At 28.3% G+C, this 24607-nt stretch carries 26 protein-coding genes, 1 tRNA gene and 1 pseudogene; 8 read left to right on the forward strand and 20 right to left on the reverse strand.

What is annotated here, in order from left to right; translation table 11 throughout:
- Nucleotides 1-30 precede the first annotated feature (30 nt).
- From ACPB8Q_RS05130 to ACPB8Q_RS05145, 4 genes are read left to right on the forward strand one after another with little or no spacing between them, the layout of a single operon-like run.
- Nucleotides 31-207, forward strand: coding sequence for a hypothetical protein (locus tag ACPB8Q_RS05130; RefSeq protein WP_423792110.1), 177 nt, complete (start codon nucleotides 31-33; stop codon nucleotides 205-207).
- A 35-nt stretch (nucleotides 208-242) separates the two neighbouring features.
- Nucleotides 243-467 carry a hypothetical protein gene (locus tag ACPB8Q_RS05135; RefSeq protein ID WP_423792111.1) on the forward strand — a complete coding sequence of 75 codons (225 nt, stop codon included), beginning with the start codon at nucleotides 243-245 and terminating at the stop codon, nucleotides 465-467.
- Nucleotides 464-718 carry a DUF2540 domain-containing protein gene (locus tag ACPB8Q_RS05140; protein ID WP_423792112.1) on the forward strand — a complete coding sequence of 85 codons (255 nt, stop codon included), beginning with the start codon at nucleotides 464-466 and terminating at the stop codon, nucleotides 716-718. Before ACPB8Q_RS05135 ends, ACPB8Q_RS05140 begins: the two co-directional genes overlap by 4 nt.
- The gene (locus ACPB8Q_RS05145) at nucleotides 696-1682 is read left to right on the forward strand and encodes a tyrosine-type recombinase/integrase (RefSeq protein ID WP_423792113.1); all 987 of its coding nucleotides are present in this window, start codon (nucleotides 696-698) and stop codon (nucleotides 1680-1682) included. The genes ACPB8Q_RS05140 and ACPB8Q_RS05145 overlap by 23 nt, the downstream gene beginning before the upstream one ends.
- Before the next feature lie 135 nt (nucleotides 1683-1817).
- On the opposite strand, the gene ACPB8Q_RS05150 is transcribed toward ACPB8Q_RS05145, so the two are convergent.
- The 8 genes and pseudogenes from ACPB8Q_RS05150 to carB all read right to left on the reverse strand — a co-directional run bounded on the left by ACPB8Q_RS05150 (nucleotide 1818) and on the right by carB (nucleotide 8561).
- Nucleotides 1818-1905: transfer RNA gene (locus ACPB8Q_RS05150), tRNA-Ser, on the reverse strand.
- A gap of 60 nt (nucleotides 1906-1965) precedes the next feature.
- Nucleotides 1966-2781 carry a PP2C family protein-serine/threonine phosphatase gene (locus ACPB8Q_RS05155; RefSeq protein WP_423792114.1) on the reverse strand — a complete coding sequence of 272 codons (816 nt, stop codon included), beginning with the start codon at nucleotides 2779-2781 and terminating at the stop codon, nucleotides 1966-1968.
- 97 nt (nucleotides 2782-2878) lie between these two features.
- Nucleotides 2879-3013 (reverse strand): annotated as a pseudogene (locus ACPB8Q_RS05160) (ATP-binding protein); the annotation flags it as partial.
- Nucleotides 3014-3108: 95 nt separating this feature from the next.
- On the reverse strand, nucleotides 3109-3939 hold the full coding sequence (gene trpA / locus ACPB8Q_RS05165; protein ID WP_423792115.1) for a tryptophan synthase subunit alpha: 831 nt from the start codon (nucleotides 3937-3939) through the stop codon (nucleotides 3109-3111).
- 16 nt (nucleotides 3940-3955) lie between these two features.
- A complete protein-coding gene (gene trpB, locus ACPB8Q_RS05170) occupies nucleotides 3956-5155 on the reverse strand; it encodes a tryptophan synthase subunit beta (RefSeq protein WP_423792116.1) in 1200 nt (399 codons plus the stop codon).
- Nucleotides 5155-5997, reverse strand: a complete 843-nt coding sequence (locus ACPB8Q_RS05175) for a radical SAM protein (protein ID WP_423792117.1) — start codon at nucleotides 5995-5997, stop codon at nucleotides 5155-5157. The genes trpB and ACPB8Q_RS05175 overlap by 1 nt, the downstream gene beginning before the upstream one ends.
- Before the next feature lie 11 nt (nucleotides 5998-6008).
- On the reverse strand, nucleotides 6009-6716 hold the full coding sequence (locus tag ACPB8Q_RS05180) for a hypothetical protein (protein WP_423792118.1): 708 nt from the start codon (nucleotides 6714-6716) through the stop codon (nucleotides 6009-6011).
- A 9-nt stretch (nucleotides 6717-6725) separates the two neighbouring features.
- Nucleotides 6726-8561 (reverse strand): carbamoyl-phosphate synthase large subunit, encoded by a 1836-nt coding sequence (carB, locus tag ACPB8Q_RS05185; protein ID WP_423792119.1) that lies wholly within the window; start codon nucleotides 8559-8561, stop codon nucleotides 6726-6728.
- A 95-nt stretch (nucleotides 8562-8656) separates the two neighbouring features.
- Here carB and rtcA point away from each other — a divergent pair, with 95 nt between their 5' ends.
- Entirely contained in the window at nucleotides 8657-9661 is a 1005-nt protein-coding gene (gene rtcA / locus ACPB8Q_RS05190) for an RNA 3'-terminal phosphate cyclase (protein WP_423792120.1), read from the forward strand.
- A 128-nt stretch (nucleotides 9662-9789) separates the two neighbouring features.
- On the forward strand, nucleotides 9790-10077 hold the full coding sequence (locus tag ACPB8Q_RS05195; RefSeq protein WP_423792121.1) for a HesB-like protein: 288 nt from the start codon (nucleotides 9790-9792) through the stop codon (nucleotides 10075-10077).
- 24 nt (nucleotides 10078-10101) lie between these two features.
- Here ACPB8Q_RS05195 and ACPB8Q_RS05200 read toward each other — a convergent pair whose 3' ends face one another.
- From ACPB8Q_RS05200 to ACPB8Q_RS05210, 3 genes are read right to left on the reverse strand one after another with little or no spacing between them, the layout of a single operon-like run.
- Nucleotides 10102-10692, reverse strand: a complete 591-nt coding sequence (locus ACPB8Q_RS05200; RefSeq protein WP_423792122.1) for a cytochrome c biogenesis protein CcdA — start codon at nucleotides 10690-10692, stop codon at nucleotides 10102-10104.
- A gap of 42 nt (nucleotides 10693-10734) precedes the next feature.
- Nucleotides 10735-11214, reverse strand: coding sequence for a 4Fe-4S binding protein (locus ACPB8Q_RS05205; protein ID WP_423792123.1), 480 nt, complete (start codon nucleotides 11212-11214; stop codon nucleotides 10735-10737).
- Nucleotides 11192-12379 carry a 4Fe-4S binding protein gene (locus tag ACPB8Q_RS05210; protein ID WP_423792124.1) on the reverse strand — a complete coding sequence of 396 codons (1188 nt, stop codon included), beginning with the start codon at nucleotides 12377-12379 and terminating at the stop codon, nucleotides 11192-11194. Before ACPB8Q_RS05210 ends, ACPB8Q_RS05205 begins: the two co-directional genes overlap by 23 nt.
- Before the next feature lie 196 nt (nucleotides 12380-12575).
- Between ACPB8Q_RS05210 and hypF the strand changes: the two genes are divergently transcribed.
- Nucleotides 12576-14831, forward strand: coding sequence for a carbamoyltransferase HypF (gene hypF / locus ACPB8Q_RS05215; RefSeq protein ID WP_423792125.1), 2256 nt, complete (start codon nucleotides 12576-12578; stop codon nucleotides 14829-14831).
- Entirely contained in the window at nucleotides 14801-15781 is a 981-nt protein-coding gene (locus ACPB8Q_RS05220; RefSeq protein ID WP_423792126.1) for an iron-containing alcohol dehydrogenase, read from the forward strand. The genes hypF and ACPB8Q_RS05220 overlap by 31 nt, the downstream gene beginning before the upstream one ends.
- On the opposite strand, the gene ACPB8Q_RS05225 is transcribed toward ACPB8Q_RS05220, so the two are convergent.
- From ACPB8Q_RS05225 to ACPB8Q_RS05265, 9 genes are all read right to left on the reverse strand, one after another.
- Nucleotides 15770-16765, reverse strand: coding sequence for a nucleotidyltransferase domain-containing protein (locus tag ACPB8Q_RS05225; protein WP_423792127.1), 996 nt, complete (start codon nucleotides 16763-16765; stop codon nucleotides 15770-15772). The two genes, ACPB8Q_RS05220 and ACPB8Q_RS05225, sit on opposite strands and share 12 nt — an antisense overlap.
- Complete coding sequence (locus ACPB8Q_RS05230; RefSeq protein ID WP_423792128.1) at nucleotides 16762-17535, reverse strand: RlmF-related methyltransferase; 774 nt, start codon at nucleotides 17533-17535, stop codon at nucleotides 16762-16764. Before ACPB8Q_RS05230 ends, ACPB8Q_RS05225 begins: the two co-directional genes overlap by 4 nt.
- 42 nt (nucleotides 17536-17577) lie before the next feature.
- Nucleotides 17578-19758: an elongation factor EF-2 gene (locus ACPB8Q_RS05235; protein ID WP_423792129.1), complete on the reverse strand. Its 2181-nt coding sequence runs from the start codon at nucleotides 19756-19758 to the stop codon at nucleotides 17578-17580.
- A gap of 80 nt (nucleotides 19759-19838) precedes the next feature.
- Nucleotides 19839-20414 (reverse strand): 30S ribosomal protein S7, encoded by a 576-nt coding sequence (gene rpsG, locus ACPB8Q_RS05240; RefSeq protein WP_423792130.1) that lies wholly within the window; start codon nucleotides 20412-20414, stop codon nucleotides 19839-19841.
- Nucleotides 20415-20434: 20 nt separating this feature from the next.
- Nucleotides 20435-20881 carry a 30S ribosomal protein S12 gene (locus tag ACPB8Q_RS05245; RefSeq protein WP_423792131.1) on the reverse strand — a complete coding sequence of 149 codons (447 nt, stop codon included), beginning with the start codon at nucleotides 20879-20881 and terminating at the stop codon, nucleotides 20435-20437.
- A 73-nt stretch (nucleotides 20882-20954) separates the two neighbouring features.
- A complete protein-coding gene (locus ACPB8Q_RS05250) occupies nucleotides 20955-21464 on the reverse strand; it encodes a transcription termination/antitermination protein NusA (RefSeq protein WP_423792132.1) in 510 nt (169 codons plus the stop codon).
- Complete coding sequence (locus ACPB8Q_RS05255; RefSeq protein WP_423792133.1) at nucleotides 21465-21770, reverse strand: 50S ribosomal protein L30e; 306 nt, start codon at nucleotides 21768-21770, stop codon at nucleotides 21465-21467.
- 171 nt (nucleotides 21771-21941) lie between these two features.
- Nucleotides 21942-23012 (reverse strand): succinate-CoA ligase subunit beta, encoded by a 1071-nt coding sequence (gene sucC, locus ACPB8Q_RS05260; protein WP_423792134.1) that lies wholly within the window; start codon nucleotides 23010-23012, stop codon nucleotides 21942-21944.
- A gap of 90 nt (nucleotides 23013-23102) precedes the next feature.
- Entirely contained in the window at nucleotides 23103-24509 is a 1407-nt protein-coding gene (locus ACPB8Q_RS05265; protein ID WP_423792135.1) for a DHH family phosphoesterase, read from the reverse strand.
- Nucleotides 24510-24607 lie beyond the last annotated feature (98 nt).

Here is a 24607-nt window from a genome sequence, read left to right on the forward strand (position 1 = left end):
TCCTTTATAAAATTTTTCCTTGAGGTGATAATGATGGAAAAGACATTAGTTATGATGGAAGTGGATAAAGAACTTTTAGATAAAGCCAAAAGAAAATGGTTAAAAAAAATAGCAAAAATACTTGAAATAGATGAAAATAAGCTAAAATATGACGATGATGAAATCGTAAGAGCAGTGTTAATTTTGTATGTCGAAGGTAGGTTTTGAGATATAATTCCTTTTTCCTTTTCCTGGTGGGGGTTATGAAGCTACTAAAATACAGCAAGGAATACAAGATAAATGCCAAGGGGCACATTAGCATAAACATAGAGAGTGTAGTTAAAGAGTCCATGAAAGTTAAAGGACTGGAACTTAGAAAGCTACTGAGAAACTACCCAATTGAAGTAATATTTGACTTAGAGGATAAAAAGATTACTATTGATTTATCTAATTTATTTGATTATGTTGGTAAAAGGTTGGGAGTATGAAAGCAAGGAGGGCTACTTTTTATTTATGTAAGAATATTGATAGTAGAAGATTAAGGTATATTTTGCATAAATTAGAAAACTTGGAGACAATAAATCCAGAAATATTAAAAAAGGTTATTGAAAGTAAGAAATGCTACAGAAGGACAATAATTCTAACTGATGAAGAGCTAAAAATATATGAAAAATATGGCAAGGCCATCAATTTATATCTAAATTATCTTTTGGTGAATGAAGATGGAGAAAGGACTTAATATCAAAAATCTTTTATTAATAAAGCCAAAGAGAGAAAAAGCTGATGAAACACCAGAGATAAAAGAATGGTTGGATAAATTTAAAATTGAGAGAGAGTTTGATGGAATAAAAAAAGAAACCATAAGGTCTGATTTAGATAGATTAAGGGTATTTTTAGATTTTGTATATAATAGGTTAAATAAAAAACCTGATGAATTAGAGACACATGATTTTATAAAATTTTTCAGTTATTTAGAGAAAGAAAGAAGAGTTAGCAGGAGCACACAAAGGAAATATTATTTGTTATTAAAGGTTTTTTACAAAATTATGAGGTTACAACATGTCATTAAAGGATTTATTGAAGAAAGTAAAGAGAGAAAAAGATTTTCAAAAATTGAAGTTAAGCATTATGACCCTGTAGATGATGAAATAGTTAATCAGATACTAAATAAGATATTAAAGTCAAATAGCAGGGTAAATATCAGAAATGCACTATTAATTAAATTTACTTATGAGACAGGATGTAGGATATCTGAAGTTTTAAATTTGAAATATAAAGATTGTGATTTTAATACAGGGATGTTTAGAATAACTAACACTAAAACACATGAAGAGAGGGTAGTTGTATGCTCTGAAGAAACGTTAGAAGCCTTGAGATGGTATGTTAGATATAATCCAAGACAAGGACCAGATGATTACATCTTTCAAAAACAAGATGGGAGTAAATTGAGCAGAAATACAATTTTACATGTATTTAATAAAGTAGTTAAAGAACTAAAAGAAGAGGGTAAAATTCCTATAAATAAAAGGATAACATTACACAGTCTAAGACATGGGAGAGCTGTTGATTTATTAGAAAAAGGATTACCACTTGATATAGTAAAAGAATTACTTGGACATAAAAGCTTAGACACAACTTTATTTTACTCACACTCAAAGGAAAGAACTAAGAAATTATTAAAAACTATAAAAAAGATTTTATAGCTGCTACTTTTGTAGTCCAGTTAGGTTATTATAAACAAAGGACCTTAAAATTAATCAGGACTTAGTCCTGTGTAAAAAGTAGATATGAATATCAATTTTTTAGCTTTTTTTGGAAAATAATTTTACAAAAAAGTATGGCGCGGGGGCCGGGATTTGAACCCGGGTAGGGCGGAGCCCAACGGGATTAGCAGTCCCGCGCCGTACCAGGCTGGGCCACCCCCGCATACAAAAAAGCAAAAATAAATAAAGTAATAGGATGTATATATAATTTTCGTTTAATTTTTTAATGATGATATACTATGATACTAACATTATCTTTTGTTTTTTGTAAAGAGATATCTAACAATTTATCAACAATATCTTTTGGGTTTTTATAATTTTTAATTACATCTAAGATTTCTTCTTTTTTAACATAGTCATGTAATCCATCAGAGCTTAGCAATATAATATCATCATCTTTTAAGTTCCATTCATATATATCTACTTTAAAATCATCTATACCTAATGCAAAGGTTATAATATTTTTCATGGGGTGATACATAGCTTCTTCCTCTGTTATATGTCCTTCATCAACTAACATCTGTACATATGTGTGGTCTTTTGTTCTCTCTATTATTTTGTTATCTCTAATTAAATAAGCTCTACTATCTCCACAGTTTGCTACAATTGCTTTATTTCCTTTAATTATTACTGATGTTAATGTAGTCCCCATTCCTTCCTTATCTCCAATTGCCTCTGCTTTTATTTGTTTGTGAGCAGTTTCATAAGCTTCTTTTAGAAGTTCTTTTATTTCTTCAATAGATAGATTTTTGTTATATTTTTCTCCTACAACTTTTTGTAATGTATCTATAGCTATACTTGATGCCACTTCTCCTGCATTATGTCCTCCTAATCCATCTGCAACCGCTAATAAATATGCATCCTCTAATTTTTTTATTAAAATCGCATCTTCATTATTTGTCCTGTTCCCTTTATGAGATATTCCATAAGCTTTATCCTCTTCAAAAATTATTATATCTCTATTATTAGTTAATTCTATGTTGTTTTCTTTTTCTTTGTTACTATCTACTTTTTTGAAAAATTTGTTAATTATTCCCATAAATATTTCCCATCTTATATTTTTTTATAATTATTAATTAACAACCAATTATTTCTTTTATAGCCCCACCATTTTTTTATAGAGGTTGGTTTAATACTTCTTCTTTTAAAATATTTTTTATTGTTTCTTTTTCTAACCAATCAATTAAATAATATTTTGAAGTATTTTCTAATGAGGAGTTTGTATAAATTTCCTCAATAAATAATATGTCAGAGGTTAAACAAATAACGTTAAGTCTTTAAATATTTAAGTTCTTTCTCTCTATTATAGAATTTCATTTTATACGCCTTAAAAAAATAAAAAAAGTTAAAATTAATTTATAAAATTTCAATTTTTAATTTTTATAGCTGTTTTAGTTCCATCTTTTAGAGATTTTAGGAAATTTTCTAATTCTTCTAAGAATTTTTCTTTATTTTCAATTTTATAATTATTTGTATATTTTTCAACTATCTTTACAATAGCACTACCTACAATAGCTCCATCAGCTATTTTACAAATCTCTTCTACATGCTCTTTTTTGGATATACCAAAACCTACACATATTGGAAGGGATGTTTTTTCTTTAACTTTCTTTATATAGTTTTTAGTTTCTTCTTTTACTTTGTCTCTTTCCCCAGTTATTCCTGTTACAGAAACAGCATATATAAATCCAGATGCTTTTTTTAGTATTTTATTTAATCTTTCTTCTGTTGTTGTTGGTGCTACTAAAAATATTAAGTCAATACCATACTTTTTGCATATATTATAGAGAGATTCACTCTCTTCAACTGGTAAATCTGGAACTATTAAGCCAGATATTCCTGATTCTTTTGCTTTCTTTACAAAATTTTCCTCTCCCATCTTAAATATTATATTATAATACACTAAAAATACTAATGGTTTATTAGGATATTTTTCATTTAGATATTTTGCTAACTCAAAAGCTTTTAATGGAGTCATCCCAGATTTTAGAGCTCTATAATCAGCTTTTTGAATAGTTAATCCATCTGCAACTGGGTCAGAGAAAGGTATTCCTATTTCTATTATATCCCCATACTTACATAGCATTTCAAAAGCTTCCTTAGAATCTTCAAAGTTTGGGTCTCCTGCTACTAAAAAAGGAATAAATGCTTTTTCCTCTTTTTCATTTAATTCTTTAAATTTCTCTTCAATTTTCATTTTTTCACTTCTATATTTAAATTTCTTTTCCTAATGCCTTAGCAACTGTTTGCACATCTTTGTCTCCTCTTCCAGATAGATTAACAACTATAATATCATCTTTATCATACTTATCAGCTATTTTAAATAAATATGCTAATGCATGGGAACTCTCTAATGCTGGAAGTATTCCTTCTAACCTACACAACTGTTGAAATGCATATAATGCTTCATCATCAGTTATTGGAACTGGTTTTATCCTACCTAAATCCTTTAAAAAACTTAACTCTGGACCAACTCCTGGATAATCTAATCCAGCAGATATGGAATAACTTTCCTCAATTTGTCCAAATTCATCCTCCTTCACATATATCTTAGCACCATGTAAAACACCAACATCTCCACAACATAAAGAAGCTCCATGTTCCTTTGTATTTATTCCCTTACCTCCAGCTTCAACTGCATATAACTCAACATCATCATCTAAAAATTCATAAAAACAACCAATAGCATTGCTACCTCCACCTACACAGGCAATAATTGCATCAGGTAATCTACCCTCTTTTTTTAAAATTTGCTCTTTAATCTCTTTACCAATAACTCTTTGGAATTCTCTAACCATTAGAGGATAAGGATGTGGCCCAAGAGCAGAACCTAAAAGATAATAGGTAGTTCTAACATTAGTTGTCCAATCCCTTAAAGCTTCATTTACAGCATCTTTTAGTGTTTGTGAGCCCCCATAAACAGGAATAACCTTAGCACCCATTAACTCCATTCTAAAAACATTCAACTTCTGTCTTTCAACATCCTTAGCCCCCATATATATATGACACTCTAAACCAAGTTTTGCACATACTGATGCAGTTGCAACACCATGCTGTCCAGCTCCTGTCTCAGCTATAACTCTCTTCTTACCCATTTTCTTAGCTAATAAGGCTTGACCTAATGCATTATTTATTTTATGTGCTCCTAAATGGCATAAGTCCTCTCTTTTTAAATATACTTTTACATTCAACTCTTCACTTAATCTTTCAGCAAAGTATAGAGGTGTAGGTCTTCCAGCATAGTCCTCTAAGAGTTTATAAAACTCCTCTCTAAAATTTCCTTCATTTTTTATCCAAAATCTTTCAAAAGCTTCTTCTAATTCTTCAATAGCAGGCATTAATGTTTCTGGAACAAACTTTCCTCCATATATTCCAAATTTTCCATTCTTATCTGGATATTTATCTTTAATCATTATTCCTCCCATGGTAGTTTTTTATACTCCCTCTTTATATCAGGAACTTCTGAAAATACATCTAAATTTATATTTTCCAATAAAAAACTATCAAACTCTTTTATATTTTTTAGCAAGCAACCTTTTATAGTTATGTTTGTTTTCTTGTTTATCTCTCTCATTTTATAAACAGTAAGTAATAAATCTCTTAGTGAGCCAATTTTACTTTTATCTATATTTAAGGAATTAATAATTTTTTTATCATAAATAATTAAATGATGAACTAAAATCTCATCTACATCTAATTTAGCAATATTTAATAAATCATTTTCATTAACACCAGGAATGTATATAGTTCTTACAATTGTATGAAAATGTTTATTTGCTAATTGAATATTTTCTATGACTCTATTAACAATATCTTTACCACATAGTTTTTTATATGTATCTATTCCTGGGAGGCTAATCATAACAATATCTACACCTAAATCTTTTAACTCTAAAATTTTATCTTCATCTAAAAGAATCCCATTAGTTTGTAAATCCACTCTTAATCCCAAATCTTTAACATACTGAACAGCTTTCTTAACATCTTCATATTTTAAAAGAGGTTCTCCATATTGAGAAATAGTAACAGCTTCACACTCTTCTAAATTTCCATAAATTCCTCTTTTAACTTTTTTCAGCTTAGAATAACAAAATAAACAATTTAAATTACATGATTGAGTTAGTTCTATTGATGGATGATGATAAGGATTATCTTTTTCAGTTATTCCTTCACAACCATAGCAATGTTTAACATACTTTAACTCTTTAACTAACTTTTCCAAAATTTTAGAAGTCTCACTTCTCAAAACTATCATAAAGCAAACCTTTAAAATCTTACTCTCCTTTTAATTCCTTCATATAAATCAATAATATTTCCATTTAAAAATGCACTCATGGTGTAAATAACTCCTGGAGGTAAAATTGATATTGGAGTACTGTTCCTTACAAAATATAAGTTATCAAAAGCTAATAAAGCACCATAAATTATAGTTGATAGCTTTTTTATATCTTCAAGTTCTTTAACAGCTATTATAACAATTGGGTCATCTGTATCTTTTCCAGAATAACCTACACCTTCAATTTTTTTGTATTCATAACAGACAGATGATGATGCCTCATAACCTAATTTTTTGGCTATTCTTTCAACATATAGAGCATAGTCATTAACTACACTCTCTCCTCCATAAGTGTCAAAACCTAAAACTATTGCATCACCATATTTTGAAAGTGATTTAACATATGTATAAGAAACACCTTCCTTAGCCTTATCTTTATCTTTTGAAACTCCATTTAAATCATCAAAACCTTCTGCATATTTATATAGAATCTCAAAAATCTTTTTATTGTGGAATTCTAACAACTCTTCAGGGATTAAAGAAGTTATAACAATATCATCTCCAGTTACATTAGATACTCTACTCAAAATGTTGTATTTTTTGAGAGATTTTAGTTCTTTGTTTATGTTATCAACTATCTTCATATTAGCTTCAACATCATTGTCAAATATATCAACTCCAAAACCTACAATATACATAATTAAAACCTATAATAACTCATCTAATGAATAAACTTCTATTTTTTTATTTCTGACTGATTCAATTGCATTTACTAATGCCTTAGCTCCTGATATGGTTGTTACATATGGAATTCCAAAATCAACTGCTGCTCTTCTTATATAATATCCTTCTGATTTTGCTCTTTTTCCTGATGCTGTATTTATAATTAAGTCAATCTTTCCTTCTTTTAAGAGAGATATTATATTATCTGTTGAACTTTCAGAAATCTTTTTAACTAATCTGACTGGGATATTGTGCTCTCTCAACTTATTAGCTGTTCCTTCTGTTGCATATATATTAAATCCTAATTCATGAAGTTTTTTAGCAATCTCAATTATTTTATCTTTATCTCTATCTTTAACACTTATAAAGACATTACCTCCATTAATAGGAATTTCCATATTTGCAGAGAGTTGTGATTTGTAGTATGCTAAACCAAAATCTTTATCTATTCCAATTGCTTCTCCTGTTGATTTCATCTCAGGTCCTAAGACAGGGTCTACTCCTGGCAACTTTAAGAATGGAAATACAGATTCTTTTATTGATACATATTTTGGTTTTGTTATAAACACGTTCTCTTTAACTTCTTCTATTCTATGTTTATATTCCTCTAAAAGTTCATTTAATTTTTTTCCAACTATAACTTTGGTTGCCAACTTAGCCAATGGAATTCCAACAGATTTACTTACATAAGGGACAGTTCTTGAAGCTCTTGGATTTGCTTCTAATACATAAACTTTTCCATCCTTAACAGCATACTGAATATTAATCAATCCTTTAACATTTAAAGCTCTTGCTATTTTAGCTGTATAATCAATAACTTTATCTATAATCTCCTTTGGTAGAGATTGAGGAGGAATTACTGTTGCTGAATCACCACTATGAACTCCTGCTTCTTCAATATGCTCCATTATTGCTCCTATTAAAACTGTTTCTCCATCAGAGACCGCATCAACATCTAACTCAATAGCATCCTCTAAAAACTTATCTATAAGTATTGGATGTTCTTCTGAAACTTTGACAGCCTCTTTTATATACTCTTTAAGTTGTTCTTCATCATAAACTATCTGCATTGCCCTTCCTCCTAAAACATAGGAAGGCCTAACTAAAACAGGATAACCTATTTTTTTAGCTACTTCTAATGCCTCTTTTTCATTGTATGCAATCCCACCCTCAGGTTGAGGGATATTTAACTCTTTCAATAGTTTAGAGAACTCTTCTCTATCTTCTGCTTTATGTATATTTTCTGGAGATGTTCCTAATACATTAACTCCATACTCTTTTAGTTTAAGAGCTAAATTTATTGCTGTTTGCCCTCCAAATTGGACAATAACTCCTAAAAATTCTCCATTTTGTTTTTCTAAATCAACAATATTTAAGACATCTTCTAATGTTATTGGTTCAAAATAGAGTTTATCTGATGTATCATAGTCAGTAGAAACAGTTTCAGGATTGTTGTTTATAATTATTGCCTCAATTCCCATCTCTTTTAAAGCTAAAACTGCATGGACAGATGAATAATCAAACTCAATACCTTGTCCAATTCTTATAGGCCCAGAACCTAAAATAATAGCTTTCTTTCTATTAGATGGATATGATTCATTCTGTTCATTATAAAATATCTTTTCATAAGCAGAGTAATAATAAGGTGTTTCAGCTTCAAATTCTGCTGCACAGGTATCAACCATTTTATAAATAGGAACTATTCCCAATTTTTTTCTTAATTTTCTAATTTCATCTTCTTTCATATCTAAAATGTGTGATAACTGTTTATCAGAAAATCCTAACATTTTAGCTTTTAATAGTATCTCCTTTATATCCATAATTTACCACCAAGCATAAAAATAGATTTATAAATATTATAAATCTTAGTCAAAATAATTAATTAAACATAAGTAAATAAAAGTTTCTAAGATTGATGACTATGATTGAAATTGATGGTAGTTATTTAGAAGGAGGAGGACAGATAGTTAGGACAGCAATAGCTTTGTCGGCTTTAACTATGAAACCTATCAAAATATTTAATATCAGAAAGAAGAGGAAAAATAAAGGATTATCATATCAACATGTGGCATGTGTTAAAGCTGTAAAAAAGTTATGTAACGCAGATGTTGAAGGATTGTATGTAGGTTCTGAAGAACTTATATTTATCCCAAAAAAACTCTCTCCAAAAAATTTTAAAATAAATATTGGAACTGCTGGGGCTGTTACATTAGTTATTCAGTCATTATTACCTCTATCATTAGGAATAGATAAGAGTTTTGAAGTTAAAATTATTGGAGGGACAGATGTTAAAAATGCTCCAACTGTTGATTACACAAAATATATAACCTTAAAAATTTTGAGTAGATTTGGAGTAAATAGTGAATTAAAACTAATAAGGAGAGGATTTTATCCAGAGGGAGGAGGAGAAGTTATATTTAAATTAAAACCTTCAAATATACAAAAGATAGATTTAGTTTATCATTCAAAATCAAAAGATGTCTATGGAGTTAGCTATGTGCAAAATTTGAAAGAAGATATTGCAAGAAGAATGAGGAAAAAAGCTGTTGATTTGTTAAATAAGAATAAATTAAATCCTAATATAAAAATAGAAGTAAGTAAAGGTTTATCAACAGGAGCAGGAATATTTTTGTGTAATGATACTATTGGAAGTAGTTATTTGGGAGAGAAGGGTTTAAGAGCTGAAATTGTAGCTGAGAGATGTGTTAATTTTTTATTGGAAGAAAGAAACTCAAATATGGCATTAGATAGATATATGGGAGACCAAATAATTCCTTTCTTAGCTTTTGGAAAGGGAAAAGTTGGAGTATCTAAGATAACAAATCATACAAAAACAAATATGTGGGTTGTAAAACACTTTTTAGATGTTGATTTTAAAATTATTGAGATAGATAATGGATACATAATTGAAGTTACATAAATATATTCAAATATTCATTTTTTTTTGTTATTAATTGTTGTAATGGTAGTTAATAGTTATGACACAACCATAACCTTTATATATGAATATGAAAAATAATTTATAGTATTTATGGAGGTGATGTATTAATGAAAAAAGTAAATATTTCTGAAGAAGCTAAGAAATATATCTTAGAAAAGTTATCAAAAGTAAATAAGGACAGTGTAATAATAACATTTGAAGGTTTTGGATGAGCAGGACCAAGATTTGGGATTGTTATAGATGAACCAAGTGATAAGGATATTTTAGTATATGACAAAGATTTTAAAATATATCTTGACCCTATTGCAGCTCAGTGGCTTCCATCAGTAGATATACAACTAAGAAGAAGCATATTTGGAAAATATTTAAAAATAAAAGGGTCAAGTGAGTGCTAACTGGGAACCCTGTTAAGGGACCAGTTAGCTCAATAAAATATAGATTCCTAAGATGATTAATATCAACCCAGAAATTTTATTTACTAATTTGAAGTTTATTTTTTCTAATATCTCTTTTATTTCAATTCCTACTAAATTTATAAAAATAAGAGGAGTTCCAAATCCAAGTGCATATATAAATAAAGAAATAAATCCAAATAAAATATCCTGTTTTGTCGCAATATAAGATAATATACTTACTAAAACTGGGTCTGCACAGGTGTTTGCTAAAACTCCATAGAAAAATCCAAATAAGAAAGAGCCAAAATATTTTGTTTTATTATTTTCTAAAATAATTTTTGTTATTTTGTTGAATATCTTACTATTTCTTTTAATAGTAATTGGTAAGTATTTAACTCCAAACTTTTGAGCCAACTCTTTGTTTTTATCTACATCAATCTCAATAACATTATATCCTTCTTCTTTTAACTTATTAATTGTTGGTTTTAATGCTTTACAATATCCACACCACTCTGCTTCAAAAACTAAGATAGTTAAATTTTTATCAGTTGTTAGGTTAATTACATTAGTGTTGATTTTAATATTTTCATTATTGTTGGATATACAACCAATCAATAAAAAACTTAATAATAAAAGAAAATTAGAACTTTAATAATTTCACCTTAAAATTAGAGCATTTGTTGGGCAAATATCTTCACATCTTCCACATAGGACACATTTATCTTTTGATATATTTATTTTCTCATTATCTTGATATATTGCCTTAAAAGGACAATTTTTTAGACAAATTAAACAACCTATACATCTATATTTTATATAATCTAAATATCTGTAAGATAAAACTTCATACACATTTATATCTCTATTTACTTTTCCTTTTATTTTTACAATTTCAATAGCATTGACAGGACAAACTTTGACACATTTTCCACAATGGACACATTTACTATCATCTATATTAACTATTGGAGGATTCTCTTTTATTGCATCAACAGGACACTCTAAAATACATAGAAAGCAACCTATACATTTATCCTCATTCAAATAAATAAATCTTTTATTAAATTCAATATCAAAATTGTAATGTATTTTTCCATTTTTCAACCCAAATTTTTCATTTATTATTTTCTTTATCATGGCTATTAACCTTCTCTTTTATTAGTTTAATAAGTTCTTCTTTAACTTTTGTCTTTAATATGTTAATTAGTTCTTCCTTAACTTCACCATATTTTTTAGTATAAAGCTCTAAATCTTTCTCCATAGTCTCTAAAATTCTGTCTTCAATTATTCTAACATTTATTATTTTGTTGGCATTCTCTTTATTATCTAAATAGATTGCATCAACAGGACATTTTTTAGCACATAAACCACAAACAACACACCTATCTGGAATAATATAAGGAATTTTTAATTTTTTGCTAATTTCAATAGCATTAACCTTACATACCTTATAACAGATTCTACAACCAATACATAACTCATCATTGATAACATAAGTCTTATCTTTATGTTTAGGAATAATTTTACTCTCTAATCTTATAGCTCCTGTTGGACAAACCTCTAAACAATATCCACATTTTATACATTCAACAACATTGTAGTTTTCTAAATCTATCTTCCCTGGACATATTTGAGAACAACTTTTACAATTTATGCAGATTGACTTTGAAATGTGAGGAATATTTGGAATTCTTTCTTTATACTCCAACTTATTAGTTTCTTTTTTTATCTTCAATTCAAAGAACTTATCAATCTTTTCTTTTAGAATTTTTTCATTGACAACTACTATAGCATTTATAGGACATGCTTCTAAACATCTCTTACATGAAATACATTCAGAGACATTAATATGATAGCTATCTTCTCTCTCATGTATTATATTTATTGGACATGCATTAGCACACTCCCCACAGAGAACACATAACTCACTATCAATCATTAAAAAATTGTATTTTGGTTTATTAAAGAACAAGCCTTCTGTTTCCTCTCTATGTTTATCTATCTCTAAAACAGCAGTTGGACAAACCTCTACACAATTTGCACAGGCAATACATGAATTATCATCTATATAAGGGATTTTTTTTGAATATTTTTCAGTTTGATAGTTAATCATTTCAATAGCAAAAGCTGGACAACTCTCTTTACAAGCTTCACAAGAGATACATTTTTCAGGATATTTAACAAGAGGTGGGACTTTTCTATATCTCTTTGGAGGAATATAACTTTCTTTTTCAGGTTTTGCATTAATAACTTTTTTAATTTTTTCAATTAATGTATATAAGTACCAAATAGAAGAAGCCATAAACTTTCACCATTTAAAATATTGGCAAAAAACATTTAATAATTTTTGAATTATTAAACCTATTAGTGGTGTTATTGAATTTTCTAATAGATTAGATTAATGAGATTTTCGATAAATTGATAAATATTTAGTGTTTGATAATTTTTTTATTTTATGTATTAAGCTATTTATTAGTTAATTGAATATATGGTATATTATGAAGTCTGTTAAAGTTATAGTTAAGGGAATTGTGCAAGGTGTAGGATTTAGGCCATTTATATATAGATTAGCAAAGAAGTTAAATTTAAAAGGTTATGTAAAAAACCTTGGAAATGTTGTAGAGATTCATTTAGAAGGAGAAAATATAGATAAATTTTTATCTCTCCTTAAAAAAGAAAAACCTCCTTTAGCTAAGATTGAGTATATTGAAGTAGAAAAAACTACACCTAAAAATTTTAAAGATTTTGAGATAATAAAAAGTTCTGATTATTCAGATTTGGGGATAATTCCTGCTGATATATCAATATGTGAGGAATGTCTAAAAGAGATATTTGATAAAAATAATAAAAGAAGATATTTATATCCTTTTAATTCATGTGTTGATTGTGGGCCAAGATTTACAATAATTTATGACTTACCTTATGATAGAGAAAATACATCAATGAGAGATTTTCCACTATGTAGTGAATGTTTAGAGGAATACAACAATCCAGAGGATAGGAGATTTCATGGAGAAACTATATCCTGTAAGAACTGTGGGCCTTCTTTATATTTAACTGATGGAAATGAAATTTTAGCAGAAGATTACAACTCCATTTTATTAGCTAAAAAGTTATTAAATGAAGGTTATATATTAGCTATAAAAGGAATAGGAGGCTTTCATTTAGCATGTAGAGTAGATAATGATGAAACTCTTATCAAGTTAAGAGAAAGGTTAAATAGAAAGACTCAACCTTTTGCAGTTATGACAAATTTTGAGAATATTAAACTATTTGCTCACTATGATGAAGATGAAAAAAAAGCTCTACTCTCTAAGGAGAGACCAATAGTTATATTAGATAAAAATGAAGATTATCATAACTATTTTTCTAAGTATGTTTCAAATCTAAATACTATTGGTGTCTTTTTACCTTACTCTGGATTACATTATCTCCTTTTAAAAGATGAGTTTGCTTTTGTTATGACCTCTGCTAATCTCCCTGGATTACCTATGGTTATTGATGAGAGTGATATTGAGAAATTAAAGGGCATAGCTGATTACTTTTTAATTCATAATAGAAAAATTGTTAATAGATGTGATGACTCTGTTGTAAAAAAGATAGCAGATAGAATTGTTTTTTTGAGGAGAAGTAGAGGATATGCTCCTGAACCAATAGATGTAAATATAGAAAATGATAAAATTATCTTATGTGTTGGAGCAGAGTTAAACTCAACAGCATGTTTAGTTAAAAAAAATAGATTTTATCTTACACAATATATAGGTAATACTTCAAAATATGAAACTTTTTTATTTTTAAAAGATGCTATAAAAAGATTGTTAAAATTAACTAAAACAAATAGAATAGATTATGTAGTTTGTGATTTACATCCTCAATATAACTCTACTAAGTTGGCTTATGAACTATCAAAAAAATTTAACTCTAAACTTATTAAAGTTCAGCATCATTTTGCTCATGCCTATTCTTTATTAGGAGATAACAACTACTTTGATGACATTTTAATCTTTTCTCTTGATGGAATGGGATATGGATTAGATGGAAATATTTGGGGAGGGGAGGTATTATTATACAAAGATAAAAAAATGGAAAGAGTAGCACATCTTGAAGAGCAAATACAAGTTGGAGGAGATTTAGCTGTTAAATATCCTATTAGAATGTTGTTCTCCATCTTATATAAAGCAATTGGAGAAGAGGCTAAGGAATTTTTAAAAAGATATTTATCAGAAAGAGAAATTAATATTTTAGAGTTTCAACTTAAAAAGAATATAAACTGTTTTATTACAACATCAACAGGTAGAGTTTTAGATGCTATATCTTCTCTATTAAATATCTGTCAAGAGAAAACCTATGATGGAGAACCTGCTATAAGATTAGAAAGTGTAGCTAAAAAATATGATAACTTAGAAATTAAACCAAAAATAAAAAATAATATCTTATTAACAACTCCTTTAATTGAGGAGTGCTATAATATGTATGTTAATGGAGAAGATATTAGTAAGATTGCATATTTTTCACATATGTATATTGCAGATGGTTTATTTATGTTGGCTAAAAAATACCTTAAAGATGTTGATACTATTGGACTTACAGGAGGTGTTAGCTACAACAAAATTATAACAGAAAGAATTTATAACTTAGCTAAAAGTGAAGAATATAACTTTATTTATCATAGAAGAGTTCCTAATGGTGATGGTGGAATTAGTTTTGGGCAAGGTGTTTATTTATGTTTATCTCAACTCCAAGATATACAATAATTGAAGAAGATGCTATTCAAAAACTTCCATATATCTTAGAAAAACTAAATTTAAAAAAACCTTTGGTAGTAACAGGGAAAAACACTAAAAAATATAATATTTTTGATTTTGATTATATCTATTATAATGAATTAGAATCTTTTAAAGATAAAAATTATGATTCAATTATTGGAATTGGTGGGGGGAAAGCAATAGATTATGGAAAATTTTTATCATACAAATTAAAAGTTCCTTTTATAAGTGTTCCTACAACAGCTTCAAATGATGGCATCTCTTCTCCAATAGTATCTATAAAACAACCTTCTTTTATGGTTGAGGCTCCAATAGCAATAATAGCAGATATAAACATTATAAAAAATTCTCCTAAAAGATTAATAAGAGCTGGAATAGGAGATGCTCTCTCAAATATAACCGCTGTTTTAGACTGGAAATTAGCATATAAAGAAGGAAAGGAAAAATATTATAGTGAGAGTTCTGCAATATTCTCATGGACAATAGCTAATGAGTTAATAAACTATATTCTAAAATCTAAAAATTTGAAAAATTTAGTTCCTAAGTTAGTTAAGGCATTGGTTGGTAGTGGAATAGCTATATGTATAGCCAACTCATCCCGTCCAGCTTCTGGAAGTGAGCATCTTTTTTCTCATGCATTAGATATGTTAAAAGAGAAATATGATTTTGACTCTTTACATGGAGAACAGTGTGGTTTAGGCACAATAATGATGAGCTATCTTCATGAGATGGAAGATAATTCTTTAAATATACATAAAAAAATAAAAACTGCATTAGAGAAGGTTAAAGCTCCAACAAAATTAAAAGATATTAATATTGATGAGGATATTGCCTTAGAAGCGTTGTTAATAGCCCATAAAATTAGAAAAAGATGGACAATATTGAGAGATGGTTTATCTAAGAAAAAAGCTCAAGAATTGATAGAATTAATAAGTTAATAATTTTTTAACTTTCAAGTATTCATTTATAGCCTCTCTACTACTCCCTATAAGTAATCTTTTATATTCATCATTATTTACACTTTCTAAGATACCTCTTGCTATAAATTCCTCATCCTTAAAGCACTGTCCAGCATAAGTATGGGTGAAAACAGCAATCTCTTTAATATCTTTGTTATTGTAACATTCTATTTTGTATATAGCTGGATTATCAAAAATAAATTTGTCATCCAAAACCTTTCCTTCAATCTCAATATAGCCTAATTTTTTGTAAGTTTTATTTTCTTCTTTAATATCTTTGTAGTATCTTACATACAACAAATCAAACATTGTATTATCTATAACTCCTCTGTTAAATTTCCTTTTTTCATGGAAAATAAATTCTTCTAATGTTAATGAGTTATCTTTTATTCTCTTTTCATAAGCTTTTTTCCAAAAGTTGTAGTCCAATGCCTCTATTTTGTTATCCTCTATTGCTTCCTTTAATGCATTTCTTGCTTTATTAAATTCATTACCATAAACAACAAAATCAATATCTGAACTATCAGAGCTTAGATTTATTAGTAAAGAGCCAGTAACTCCCATACTGTTTATATTTACTCCATAATCCTCCAAAGTTATAGCTAATTTTCTACACTTTTCTTCTAATTTATTTTTTGGCTCTTCAATAATTTCTAATAATCTATAATGAGGATAATAAACATTTTTTATTTTTTCTTTTGGAACACAAATCATTAATGTGTCTAAATTTTTATCATAATTTAAATACTCTGGAAAATTTTCTTTTAAAAATTTATATGCCTCAGAAGAGTTAGGAATCTTTACATATTCCTTATTATTTATCTTTCTAACAATTCCATTAAAAGTAGCTAACTCTTTTGGCACATATCTCAAAAAAGCATAAATTTTGTTTTTAGGGTGATTGTAGGTATTAACTGCAAAGAACATTCCTTTTTCACATTCTATAAAATCTCTAATTCTCATTTTATCCCTTTTATAACATATCTTACTCTTTTTCCAACAGTAAAGTTATCTACTTCTACTGTATAGTATTCTTTCATTTTGTTTATAATTAATTCTCTTCTCTTTTCTGGTTTTTTAGGGAGCATTATGGATATTAGTCCCTTATCTAAATAGTTATAGCTTTCATCTATAAGTTTATAACAAAAGAGTTCCCCAAACTTTCCTCCACCAATTAATTCATGTGTCTTTGCAAGAGCCCCTCCAAACCTCTTTTTTGAAGGAACTGAATTATCTGAATAAAATGGAGGATAACAAATAATTAAATTAAACTTTCTATTTTTTAGCTCATCTAAATTCAATATTTCTCCATTGGATTTTATAATTTCTATGTTTAGATTATTCTTAATAAAGTTATTTTTTGCTAAATTATAGAGTGTTTCATCTATTTCAGTTGTAACTACTTCTGAACTTGAATATAACTTTTTAATTAAAAGAGCTATTACTCCTGAGCCAGTTCCAACTTCTAAAACTTTTGGATTCTTTATATTTAATTTATTTAAAGTTTCAAAAGAACTCTTAACAAATAAGTATCTACTTAAAACAGCTGGAATTAAATGTTCTCTACTAAAATCAACATCTAAATTGAATAGATGTTTTAAAATAGCTTTATTATACTCAATTAAAGCATCCTTATTTTTAAAATCTATTTTGTATTTATTATTTTCATAAAACACATATTTTTTCAAATTAGGATTTATCTTTATTGCATCCTCTATTTTTAATCCTTCCATAGTTCTATCCCAAAAAATAGAAAATAAAAAATTAAAAAGGATTTATTCAGTTTTTAGTCCTTTTCTTTCTCTAATTTCTTTAATTAATTTTTCTTGTAGTTCTCTTGGGACTCTTTCATATCCAGCAAATTCAGTACTCCATAAACATCTTCCTTGTGTAGCTCCTCTAATTGCTCCTGCAAATCCAAACATCTCTGCTATTGGACACTTAGCTTTTATAATAGCCATATCTCCCTCTTGTTCCATATCTAATATTTGCCCTCTTCTGTTGGAGATTTCTCTCATTGCTGCTCCCATATAATCTTGAGGAGTGTTTATGAATACTAATTGCATTGGCTCTAATAATACTGGTTTAGCTTGCATCATAGCCTCTCTAATACCAAATCTCATAGCTGGAATCATTTGTGCTGGACCTCTGTGTATAGCATCTTCGTGTAATACTAAATCCATTATTTTGACTTTAACTCCTTGACATTTTTCAGCTGCTAATGGTCCATTTCTCATAGCTTCTTTAAATCCTTGTATTAATAATTCTTTAACTTCATCAAAATGAACAATACCTCTTGTCATATTAACTAATACATTACCTTCATATATACAGATAACTCTTTTAGCTTCTTCTGGGTCCATTCCTGCTTTTATTAATTCTTGGACAACTTTATCATCTAATTTTCTCTTACTGTCAATATCTGGAATTTTACCTTCTTTGTATGCCTTTAAAACTCCTTCTTCTAATGGTTCAACCATTAAATAAATCTTGTTGTGTTTGTTTGGAGATTTACTTTCAATTATTGGAGATTTGTCTGTAACTGTCTCTCTATATACAACTATTGGTTGCCCAACAACAACTGGAATTCCAGCATCTCTCTCAATTTTTAATTTTGTTAATATTTCAATATGTAACTCTCCCATACCACTTAATAAGTGTTCTCCTGTCTCTTCATTAATTTCTACTCTTGCAGTTGGGTCTTCTCTTGCTATCTGTCTTAGGACTTCTATTAATTTTGGTAAATCTTTTGTGTTTTTAGCTTCAATAGCAACTGTAATAACTGGCTCACTGATGTGTGTTATTGCTTCAAATGGCTCAATTATCTTGTTTGGAGAACATATAGTTTCTCCAGCAGATGCTTCTTTTAAACCAACTAATGCACAAATATTACCTGCTGAAATACTTTCAACTGGGATTCTTTCTGGCCCCATAAAGACAGATACTTGCTGAACTTTTGCTTTTTGTTGTGCATTAACTAAATATACTTCTTGTCCTTGTCTAACTCTTCCACTAAATAATCTACAAACTGAAATAGCTCCTGCATGTTTGTCCATAATTATTTTTGTTACTACTCCTGCTAATGGTCCATTAGGGTCACAGTTTAACATTGCCTGACCAACATCTGAATTAATATCTCCTTTCCATAAGTGTGGAATTCTATACTTTTGAGCCTCTGGAGGACTTGGAAGGTGTTTTATAACCATATCTAAGACAACTTCATGTAGAGGAGCTTTTTCTGCAAGTTCTTTTTGTCTATCTTCTTCACAATACTTTATTATGTCTTTAAATGTTATTCCACTCTTTTGCATATATGGAACTGATATAGCCCAATTGTGATATGCTGAACCAAATGCAACACTTCCATCTTCTACTCTTACTAACCATTTATCTTTAAACTCTTCTGGAGCCATTTTTCTAATTAAGTTGTTTATCTCAGAAATAATTTTAATAAATCTTTGTTGTAGTTCTTCAGGAGTTAATTTTAATTCATTGATTAATCTATCTACTTTATTTATAAATAAGACTGGTTTAACTCTTTCTCTTAGAGCTTGTCTTAAAACAGTTTCTGTTTGTGGCATCACTCCTTCTACTGCACAAACAACAACAATAGCCCCATCAATTGCTCTCATTGCTCTTGTAACGTCTCCACCAAAATCAACGTGTCCAGGTGTATCAATTAAATTAATTAAGTAATCTTTACCTTCAAAGTTATGGACCATTGAAACGTTTGCAGCGAAGATGGTAATTCCTCTTTGAGCTTCTTCTTCATCAAAATCTAATGCTAATTGGTCTCCTGCTAATTCCTTTGAAATCATTCCTGCTCCAGCTAATAAGTTATCTGATAATGTTGTTTTCCCATGGTCAATGTGAGCACAAATTCCAATATTTCTTATTCTATCATACTTCTCCATCAACTCTTTAATCTTTGCTATCATTTTTGCTCTTTTTCCCATAAATTTCACCTTTTATGAATTTTTGTAAATATTTTGATTACAGTAAATATTATTTAAAGATTAAAAAAGTTATAAAAAATTTATCTTGCAGATTCAGCAACTCTTTCAGTTTCTTCTTTCTTCTTAACAGCATAACTTTTTTGCATGTCTCCTCTTGCAGCAGCTATTAACTCATCAGCTAATGCTTCTTCAATTGGTTTTTTACTTTTATGAGCAGCATTGTATGCTCCAATAGCTATGTTTCTTAAAGCTATATCAATTCTTCTTAATGAAGAACAATCTACTGATTGTAAGTAAATAATTCCTCCATACTGAATTCTTGTAGTGTCTTCTCTTGGTCCAGCATTTTCAATTGCATCAACTAAAACTTGTATTGGATTTTGTTTTGTTCTCTTTTCTATAATTTCAAAAGCTTTCTCAACAATTTTTAAAGCTTTTAATTTTTTTCCAGTGTTTTCTTCTCTTCTCATTACTTTATTTACTAATCTCTCAACAATATTCATTTTTGCTTTTTCAAATTGTCTCTTAGTGTATCTCCCAGCTGTATGTGGAACATATATTGGTGTTAAATTTATATAGTTCCTTAATCCTGGGTCTCTAACTACTACATCCTTAGTGCTCCACTTACCAAATATTTTAATTTCATCCAACTCCATACATCTTCACCTGAAAATTTTTATCTTTTAATTTTTTCTTGTCTTCCTCTAACTAATTCTTTTAATGAGTTTCTACCAACCATAATAACTTTATATTTAACTCCTGGAATGTCCCCTTTAGCTCTTGGCCCTTTTGGCCCACCAATACCTTCAATAATAACCTCATCGTGCTCATCAATAAAGTTTATAGCTCCATTTCCAGGACAGAATGCTGTAACAACTCTACCATTTTTAATTAATTGAACTCTTACACATTTTCTAATTCCAGAGTTTGGCTGCTTAGCTTCTAAACCAACTTTCTCAATAACAATACCTCTTGCCATTGGAGCTCCTTCTAATGGGTCATACTTCTCTTTCAATCTTAAAACTCTTCTAACATATTTATAATCGTGCCATCTGCACCATTTTCTTTTTAATCTTAATTTTCTTCCTGCAAATTCTCCTCTTGGTGATTTACTACCACTCATATTTATTCACCCATTTAGTTATATTGTTTTTATACTATTCTTAAACTTATAATACCTCATACCTAATATAAATTTATTGTGTTTCAGTATTTTCTTGTGTTTTTTGAATATTATTCTGATTTTGTGGTTTATTTTGTCTTCTTCTTTGAGGCTGTTCAACTATAACTTTTATTTTTGTTATTTTTGTATGTCTTTTTAAAATATCTAATGCTCTTTTTAAGTTACTACCTCTTTCTCCAAATACAGCTCTTCTAATTCTTGGATGAATTTTTATATATGCTATAACATCTTTTCCTACTCTCTTTATCCAAATATCATTTAATCTTAATGGAGCAAATACATTTCTTACAAATTTTCTCCAATCATTTGAATATTCAATAATATCTATTTTTTTACCAAATTTTTGCTCAGCTTCTTTTACATGTTCCCCTCCTTTCCCAACAGCTGCTCCTATTTCACCTTCCTTAACTATAAATGCAATTCTATCATCAAATATGAGACAATCAATAGGATAAACTTTTGATATTTTTTCAAACATAGCCATTTTCATAATTTCTTCAGTTGTTAATCTTAACTTAGACATTTATTCATCACCTTTTAATATATCCATTATGTTTGAGAGTCCTTCATCTATAACAACAAGAGCAGCCACTGGGAAAGGTTTTCCACAGACAGCCCCTAATTCCAAAGATGTTATTTTATGTTTATAGACAGGAATGTTTGAAAGTTTTGCATAGTATGTTACATCTTCTTCAATTTCTTTTGGAATTTTGTCAGCCAAGATAACTAATTTTCCTTCCCCAAGTTTTATGTGTTTTATTGTGTTTTTTGTACCTAAGATAACTTTACCTGTATCAACAGCAGTCCTAATAGCTTTGTTTATATCCATTATTTTCCCCTCCTTCTCATTTTTTACTCCAGAGGGATATTAATGATATAATATCCCCAAATATAAATGTTTGATTTTGATAAAAATAGTTCTATTGTTATATTACCTAATAATATATTATAGAAACTTAAAATAAAAATAAAAAATATTATTTAAATAGTTTTCCAAATTTTATTTATTTGAATTTATAACTTCTAATAATCTTTTTCCAGCTTCTTCCATAGACACTTCATAAATAATTCCATTCTCTTCTAAAATTTTTTTACCTTCTTCTTCATTAGTTCCCATCAATCTAACTGAAAACTTTATATTAGGATATTCTTTTAATACATCAACAATTCCCTTAGCTACTTCATCACATTTTGTTATTCCTCCTAAGATGTTGATAAAGATTCCCTTTACATTTTTATTTTCTAAAACTTTTTTAAGGGCTAATTTTACTCTTTCTTCATCTGCCCCTCCACCAATATCTAAGAAACATGCAGGTTTCAATCCTAAGTTATGAATTATGTCCATACTTGCTAATGTTAAACCAGCCCCATTTCCTATAACAGCAATATCTCCATCTAATTCAACATAGGAGAAAGGTAACTTCTCTTTATAATCTTCAAATATCTCATAGTTTTGTCTAAATGCTGCATCATCATCTAATAAGATAACAGCATCAGCAGCATAGATTTTGTTATCCTCAGTTATAACCAATGGATTAATCTCTACTAATGTAGCATCATAATCTTTGAATATTTTATATAATTTATAGATTATATCTGCTATTCTAAAATCAACCTTTGCCTCATTTACAATTTCTCTACACATATAAGGGAGGAAGGGTTTAGTTACATCAACATAATATTTAATAATTTTTTCATCAGGCACATCTTCAATATCTACTCCTCCCTCAGTGGAGAAGATAATAACTGGCTTTTTCTTAGCTCTATCTATTGTTATAGACAAATAATATTCTTCTTTAATAGGTAGTTTTTCTTCAACTAAAATCTTCTCTACTTTTTCTCCTTTTATTTCTTTTTTAAATAACTCATCTAACTTCTCTTTAAAATTTTCTTTATTTGCAAATATAATCCCTCCAGCTTTACCTCTTCCACCAACTAAAACCTGTGCTTTTAGAACTACATCTTTATCTACTTCTTTTGGAATGTCCCACTTCTTTATTAAAAAACTTTCTGGAACTGGAATACCATACTCCTTAAAAATCTTCTTAGCTTCATATTCATGCAATTTCATTTAATCACCAAAAAAACTATTTAATGATAAAATTATTGAATGTTGATGAAAAAATTTAACTGAAATAATAAAAACATAATTTAAATAATTTTATGATTTATCAGTCCCAGAAATAACTTTCATAATTTTTGTTTTTATAGCTTCCTCTACCAACTTTCTTAATGCTTCTTTGTCAGACACTTCTTTAAATATACCTAAGGGAATAGCTGCTGCTGCTTTTGTTTGATGACCTCCCCCACCAAATGCCTTATTTAAGATTTCTCCTAAATTTAATCTTAAATCTTTTGTTCTTGCAGATATATGAATTTCATCTCCAACAATACCAAAAACAAATGTTGTATTTATACCTTCCATTTTCAATAAAAAATCAGCTGCTTGTGGTAAAGCATCTCTATTGGTTATCTCACCAACATAAGCTAATGCAATATTTCCTTTTATAACTTTTCTGTTCATTATGGCTTTTGCAATAACTTCCATTACTTCTGTTGATATTTCAGGATTTTCTATCATGTCTAATAGATTTGAGTCAATATAACTTTGAAGATAAGCAGCTGCTTCAAAATCCAATTTAGAAACTTTTTCTCTAAAATAGTGAGTATCTGACTGTATCCCATAAAAAAGAGCTGTAGCTAAAATTCTTGAAGGTTCTATATTTAGCTCCATCAGATACTGTGTTAAAATAGATGATGTAGCACCAACATCTTTTCTTATATCAATATATTTTGCCTCTAAGTCTGTTGTATTATGGTGGTCTATTATAATATCAACTTTATCAAGCTCAATAGGTAGTTGAGCTTTTGATGAAGTATCTACAACAGCAATTGTGCAATATTTTTTAATATCTACTTTGTTGGCATCTAACATATTTACTCCTAAAATATTGACCATAGCTCTATTTTTATCATAACCTATAATTCCTCCATAAGCTATATCTGCTAAAACACCCCATTTTTCAGCTATATTTTTTAGAGCTAAGGCACTTGCAATAGCATCAGGGTCAGGATTTTTATGAGTTAGAATTAATAAAGATTTTTCATCATTACATTTTTTCTTACCTTCTAACAATATACTTTTTAATTTTGATAGTTTTCTTTTTAATTTTGCATTATCTATTTCATTAGCAATATCTTTTGCACCACTGTCTAATACATTAATAATCTTATCAATGTCTAAACCATCATATATATCTGGATGTTTTAATATAGCTCTTGCAATTTTATATGATGAAGGAGATAATTCACAAACTTTTTCAGCTATTTTTCTATTAATTTCAGGAGAATTTGTTAAAATTAAAATAATATCTGCTTTATCTATATTGGCTTTTTTTAGTATTTCTTTATTAGTTGCATCTCCTTGTATAATCTTAATTTTTTCTTTAGAAAGTTGGTCTATATCATTATCATCAAAATTTATATCAATTATAGTAATTAATTCTTTATCTTTAATATACTTAACAACTTTTTTTCCAAATGTTCCATATCCTATAACTACTATCATAATAATCCCAAGGAACAAATAACTTTAATACTTGTAATTTAGGAATATAAGTAATGAATATATAATGATTGCTATTTTATAACCATAAACTAACAACA

The sequence above is a fragment of the Methanocaldococcus indicus genome, assembly GCF_049554935.1.
GTDB lineage: Archaea > AGJL01 > Methanococci > Methanococcales > Methanocaldococcaceae > Methanocaldococcus > Methanocaldococcus indicus.

Bases quoted from the DNA above. Each gene is read 5' to 3' on its own strand.
- ACPB8Q_RS05130 (WP_423792110.1), top strand. From the start codon at position 31: ATGATGGAAAAGACATTAGTTATGATGGAAGTGGATAAAGAACTTTTA.
- ACPB8Q_RS05135 (WP_423792111.1), top strand. From the start codon at position 243: ATGAAGCTACTAAAATACAGCAAGGAATACAAGATAAATGCCAAGGGG.
- ACPB8Q_RS05140 (WP_423792112.1), top strand. From the start codon at position 464: ATGAAAGCAAGGAGGGCTACTTTTTATTTATGTAAGAATATTGATAGT.
- ACPB8Q_RS05145 (WP_423792113.1), top strand. From the start codon at position 696: ATGAAGATGGAGAAAGGACTTAATATCAAAAATCTTTTATTAATAAAG.
- ACPB8Q_RS05155 (WP_423792114.1), bottom strand. From the start codon at position 2,781: ATGGGAATAATTAACAAATTTTTCAAAAAAGTAGATAGTAACAAAGAA.
- trpA (WP_423792115.1), bottom strand. From the start codon at position 3,939: ATGAAAATTGAAGAGAAATTTAAAGAATTAAATGAAAAAGAGGAAAAA.
- trpB (WP_423792116.1), bottom strand. From the start codon at position 5,155: ATGATTAAAGATAAATATCCAGATAAGAATGGAAAATTTGGAATATAT.
- ACPB8Q_RS05175 (WP_423792117.1), bottom strand. From the start codon at position 5,997: ATGATAGTTTTGAGAAGTGAGACTTCTAAAATTTTGGAAAAGTTAGTT.
- ACPB8Q_RS05180 (WP_423792118.1), bottom strand. From the start codon at position 6,716: ATGTATATTGTAGGTTTTGGAGTTGATATATTTGACAATGATGTTGAA.
- carB (WP_423792119.1), bottom strand. From the start codon at position 8,561: ATGGATATAAAGGAGATACTATTAAAAGCTAAAATGTTAGGATTTTCT.
- rtcA (WP_423792120.1), top strand. From the start codon at position 8,657: ATGACTATGATTGAAATTGATGGTAGTTATTTAGAAGGAGGAGGACAG.
- ACPB8Q_RS05205 (WP_423792123.1), bottom strand. From the start codon at position 11,214: ATGATAAAGAAAATAATAAATGAAAAATTTGGGTTGAAAAATGGAAAA.
- ACPB8Q_RS05210 (WP_423792124.1), bottom strand. From the start codon at position 12,379: ATGGCTTCTTCTATTTGGTACTTATATACATTAATTGAAAAAATTAAA.
- hypF (WP_423792125.1), top strand. From the start codon at position 12,576: ATGAAGTCTGTTAAAGTTATAGTTAAGGGAATTGTGCAAGGTGTAGGA.
- ACPB8Q_RS05220 (WP_423792126.1), top strand. From the start codon at position 14,801: ATGTTTATCTCAACTCCAAGATATACAATAATTGAAGAAGATGCTATT.
- ACPB8Q_RS05225 (WP_423792127.1), bottom strand. From the start codon at position 16,765: ATGAGAATTAGAGATTTTATAGAATGTGAAAAAGGAATGTTCTTTGCA.
- ACPB8Q_RS05230 (WP_423792128.1), bottom strand. From the start codon at position 17,535: ATGGAAGGATTAAAAATAGAGGATGCAATAAAGATAAATCCTAATTTG.
- ACPB8Q_RS05235 (WP_423792129.1), bottom strand. From the start codon at position 19,758: ATGGGAAAAAGAGCAAAAATGATAGCAAAGATTAAAGAGTTGATGGAG.
- rpsG (WP_423792130.1), bottom strand. From the start codon at position 20,414: ATGGAGTTGGATGAAATTAAAATATTTGGTAAGTGGAGCACTAAGGAT.
- ACPB8Q_RS05245 (WP_423792131.1), bottom strand. From the start codon at position 20,881: ATGAGTGGTAGTAAATCACCAAGAGGAGAATTTGCAGGAAGAAAATTA.
- ACPB8Q_RS05250 (WP_423792132.1), bottom strand. From the start codon at position 21,464: ATGTCTAAGTTAAGATTAACAACTGAAGAAATTATGAAAATGGCTATG.
- ACPB8Q_RS05255 (WP_423792133.1), bottom strand. From the start codon at position 21,770: ATGGATATAAACAAAGCTATTAGGACTGCTGTTGATACAGGTAAAGTT.
- sucC (WP_423792134.1), bottom strand. From the start codon at position 23,012: ATGAAATTGCATGAATATGAAGCTAAGAAGATTTTTAAGGAGTATGGT.
- ACPB8Q_RS05265 (WP_423792135.1), bottom strand. From the start codon at position 24,509: ATGATAGTAGTTATAGGATATGGAACATTTGGAAAAAAAGTTGTTAAG.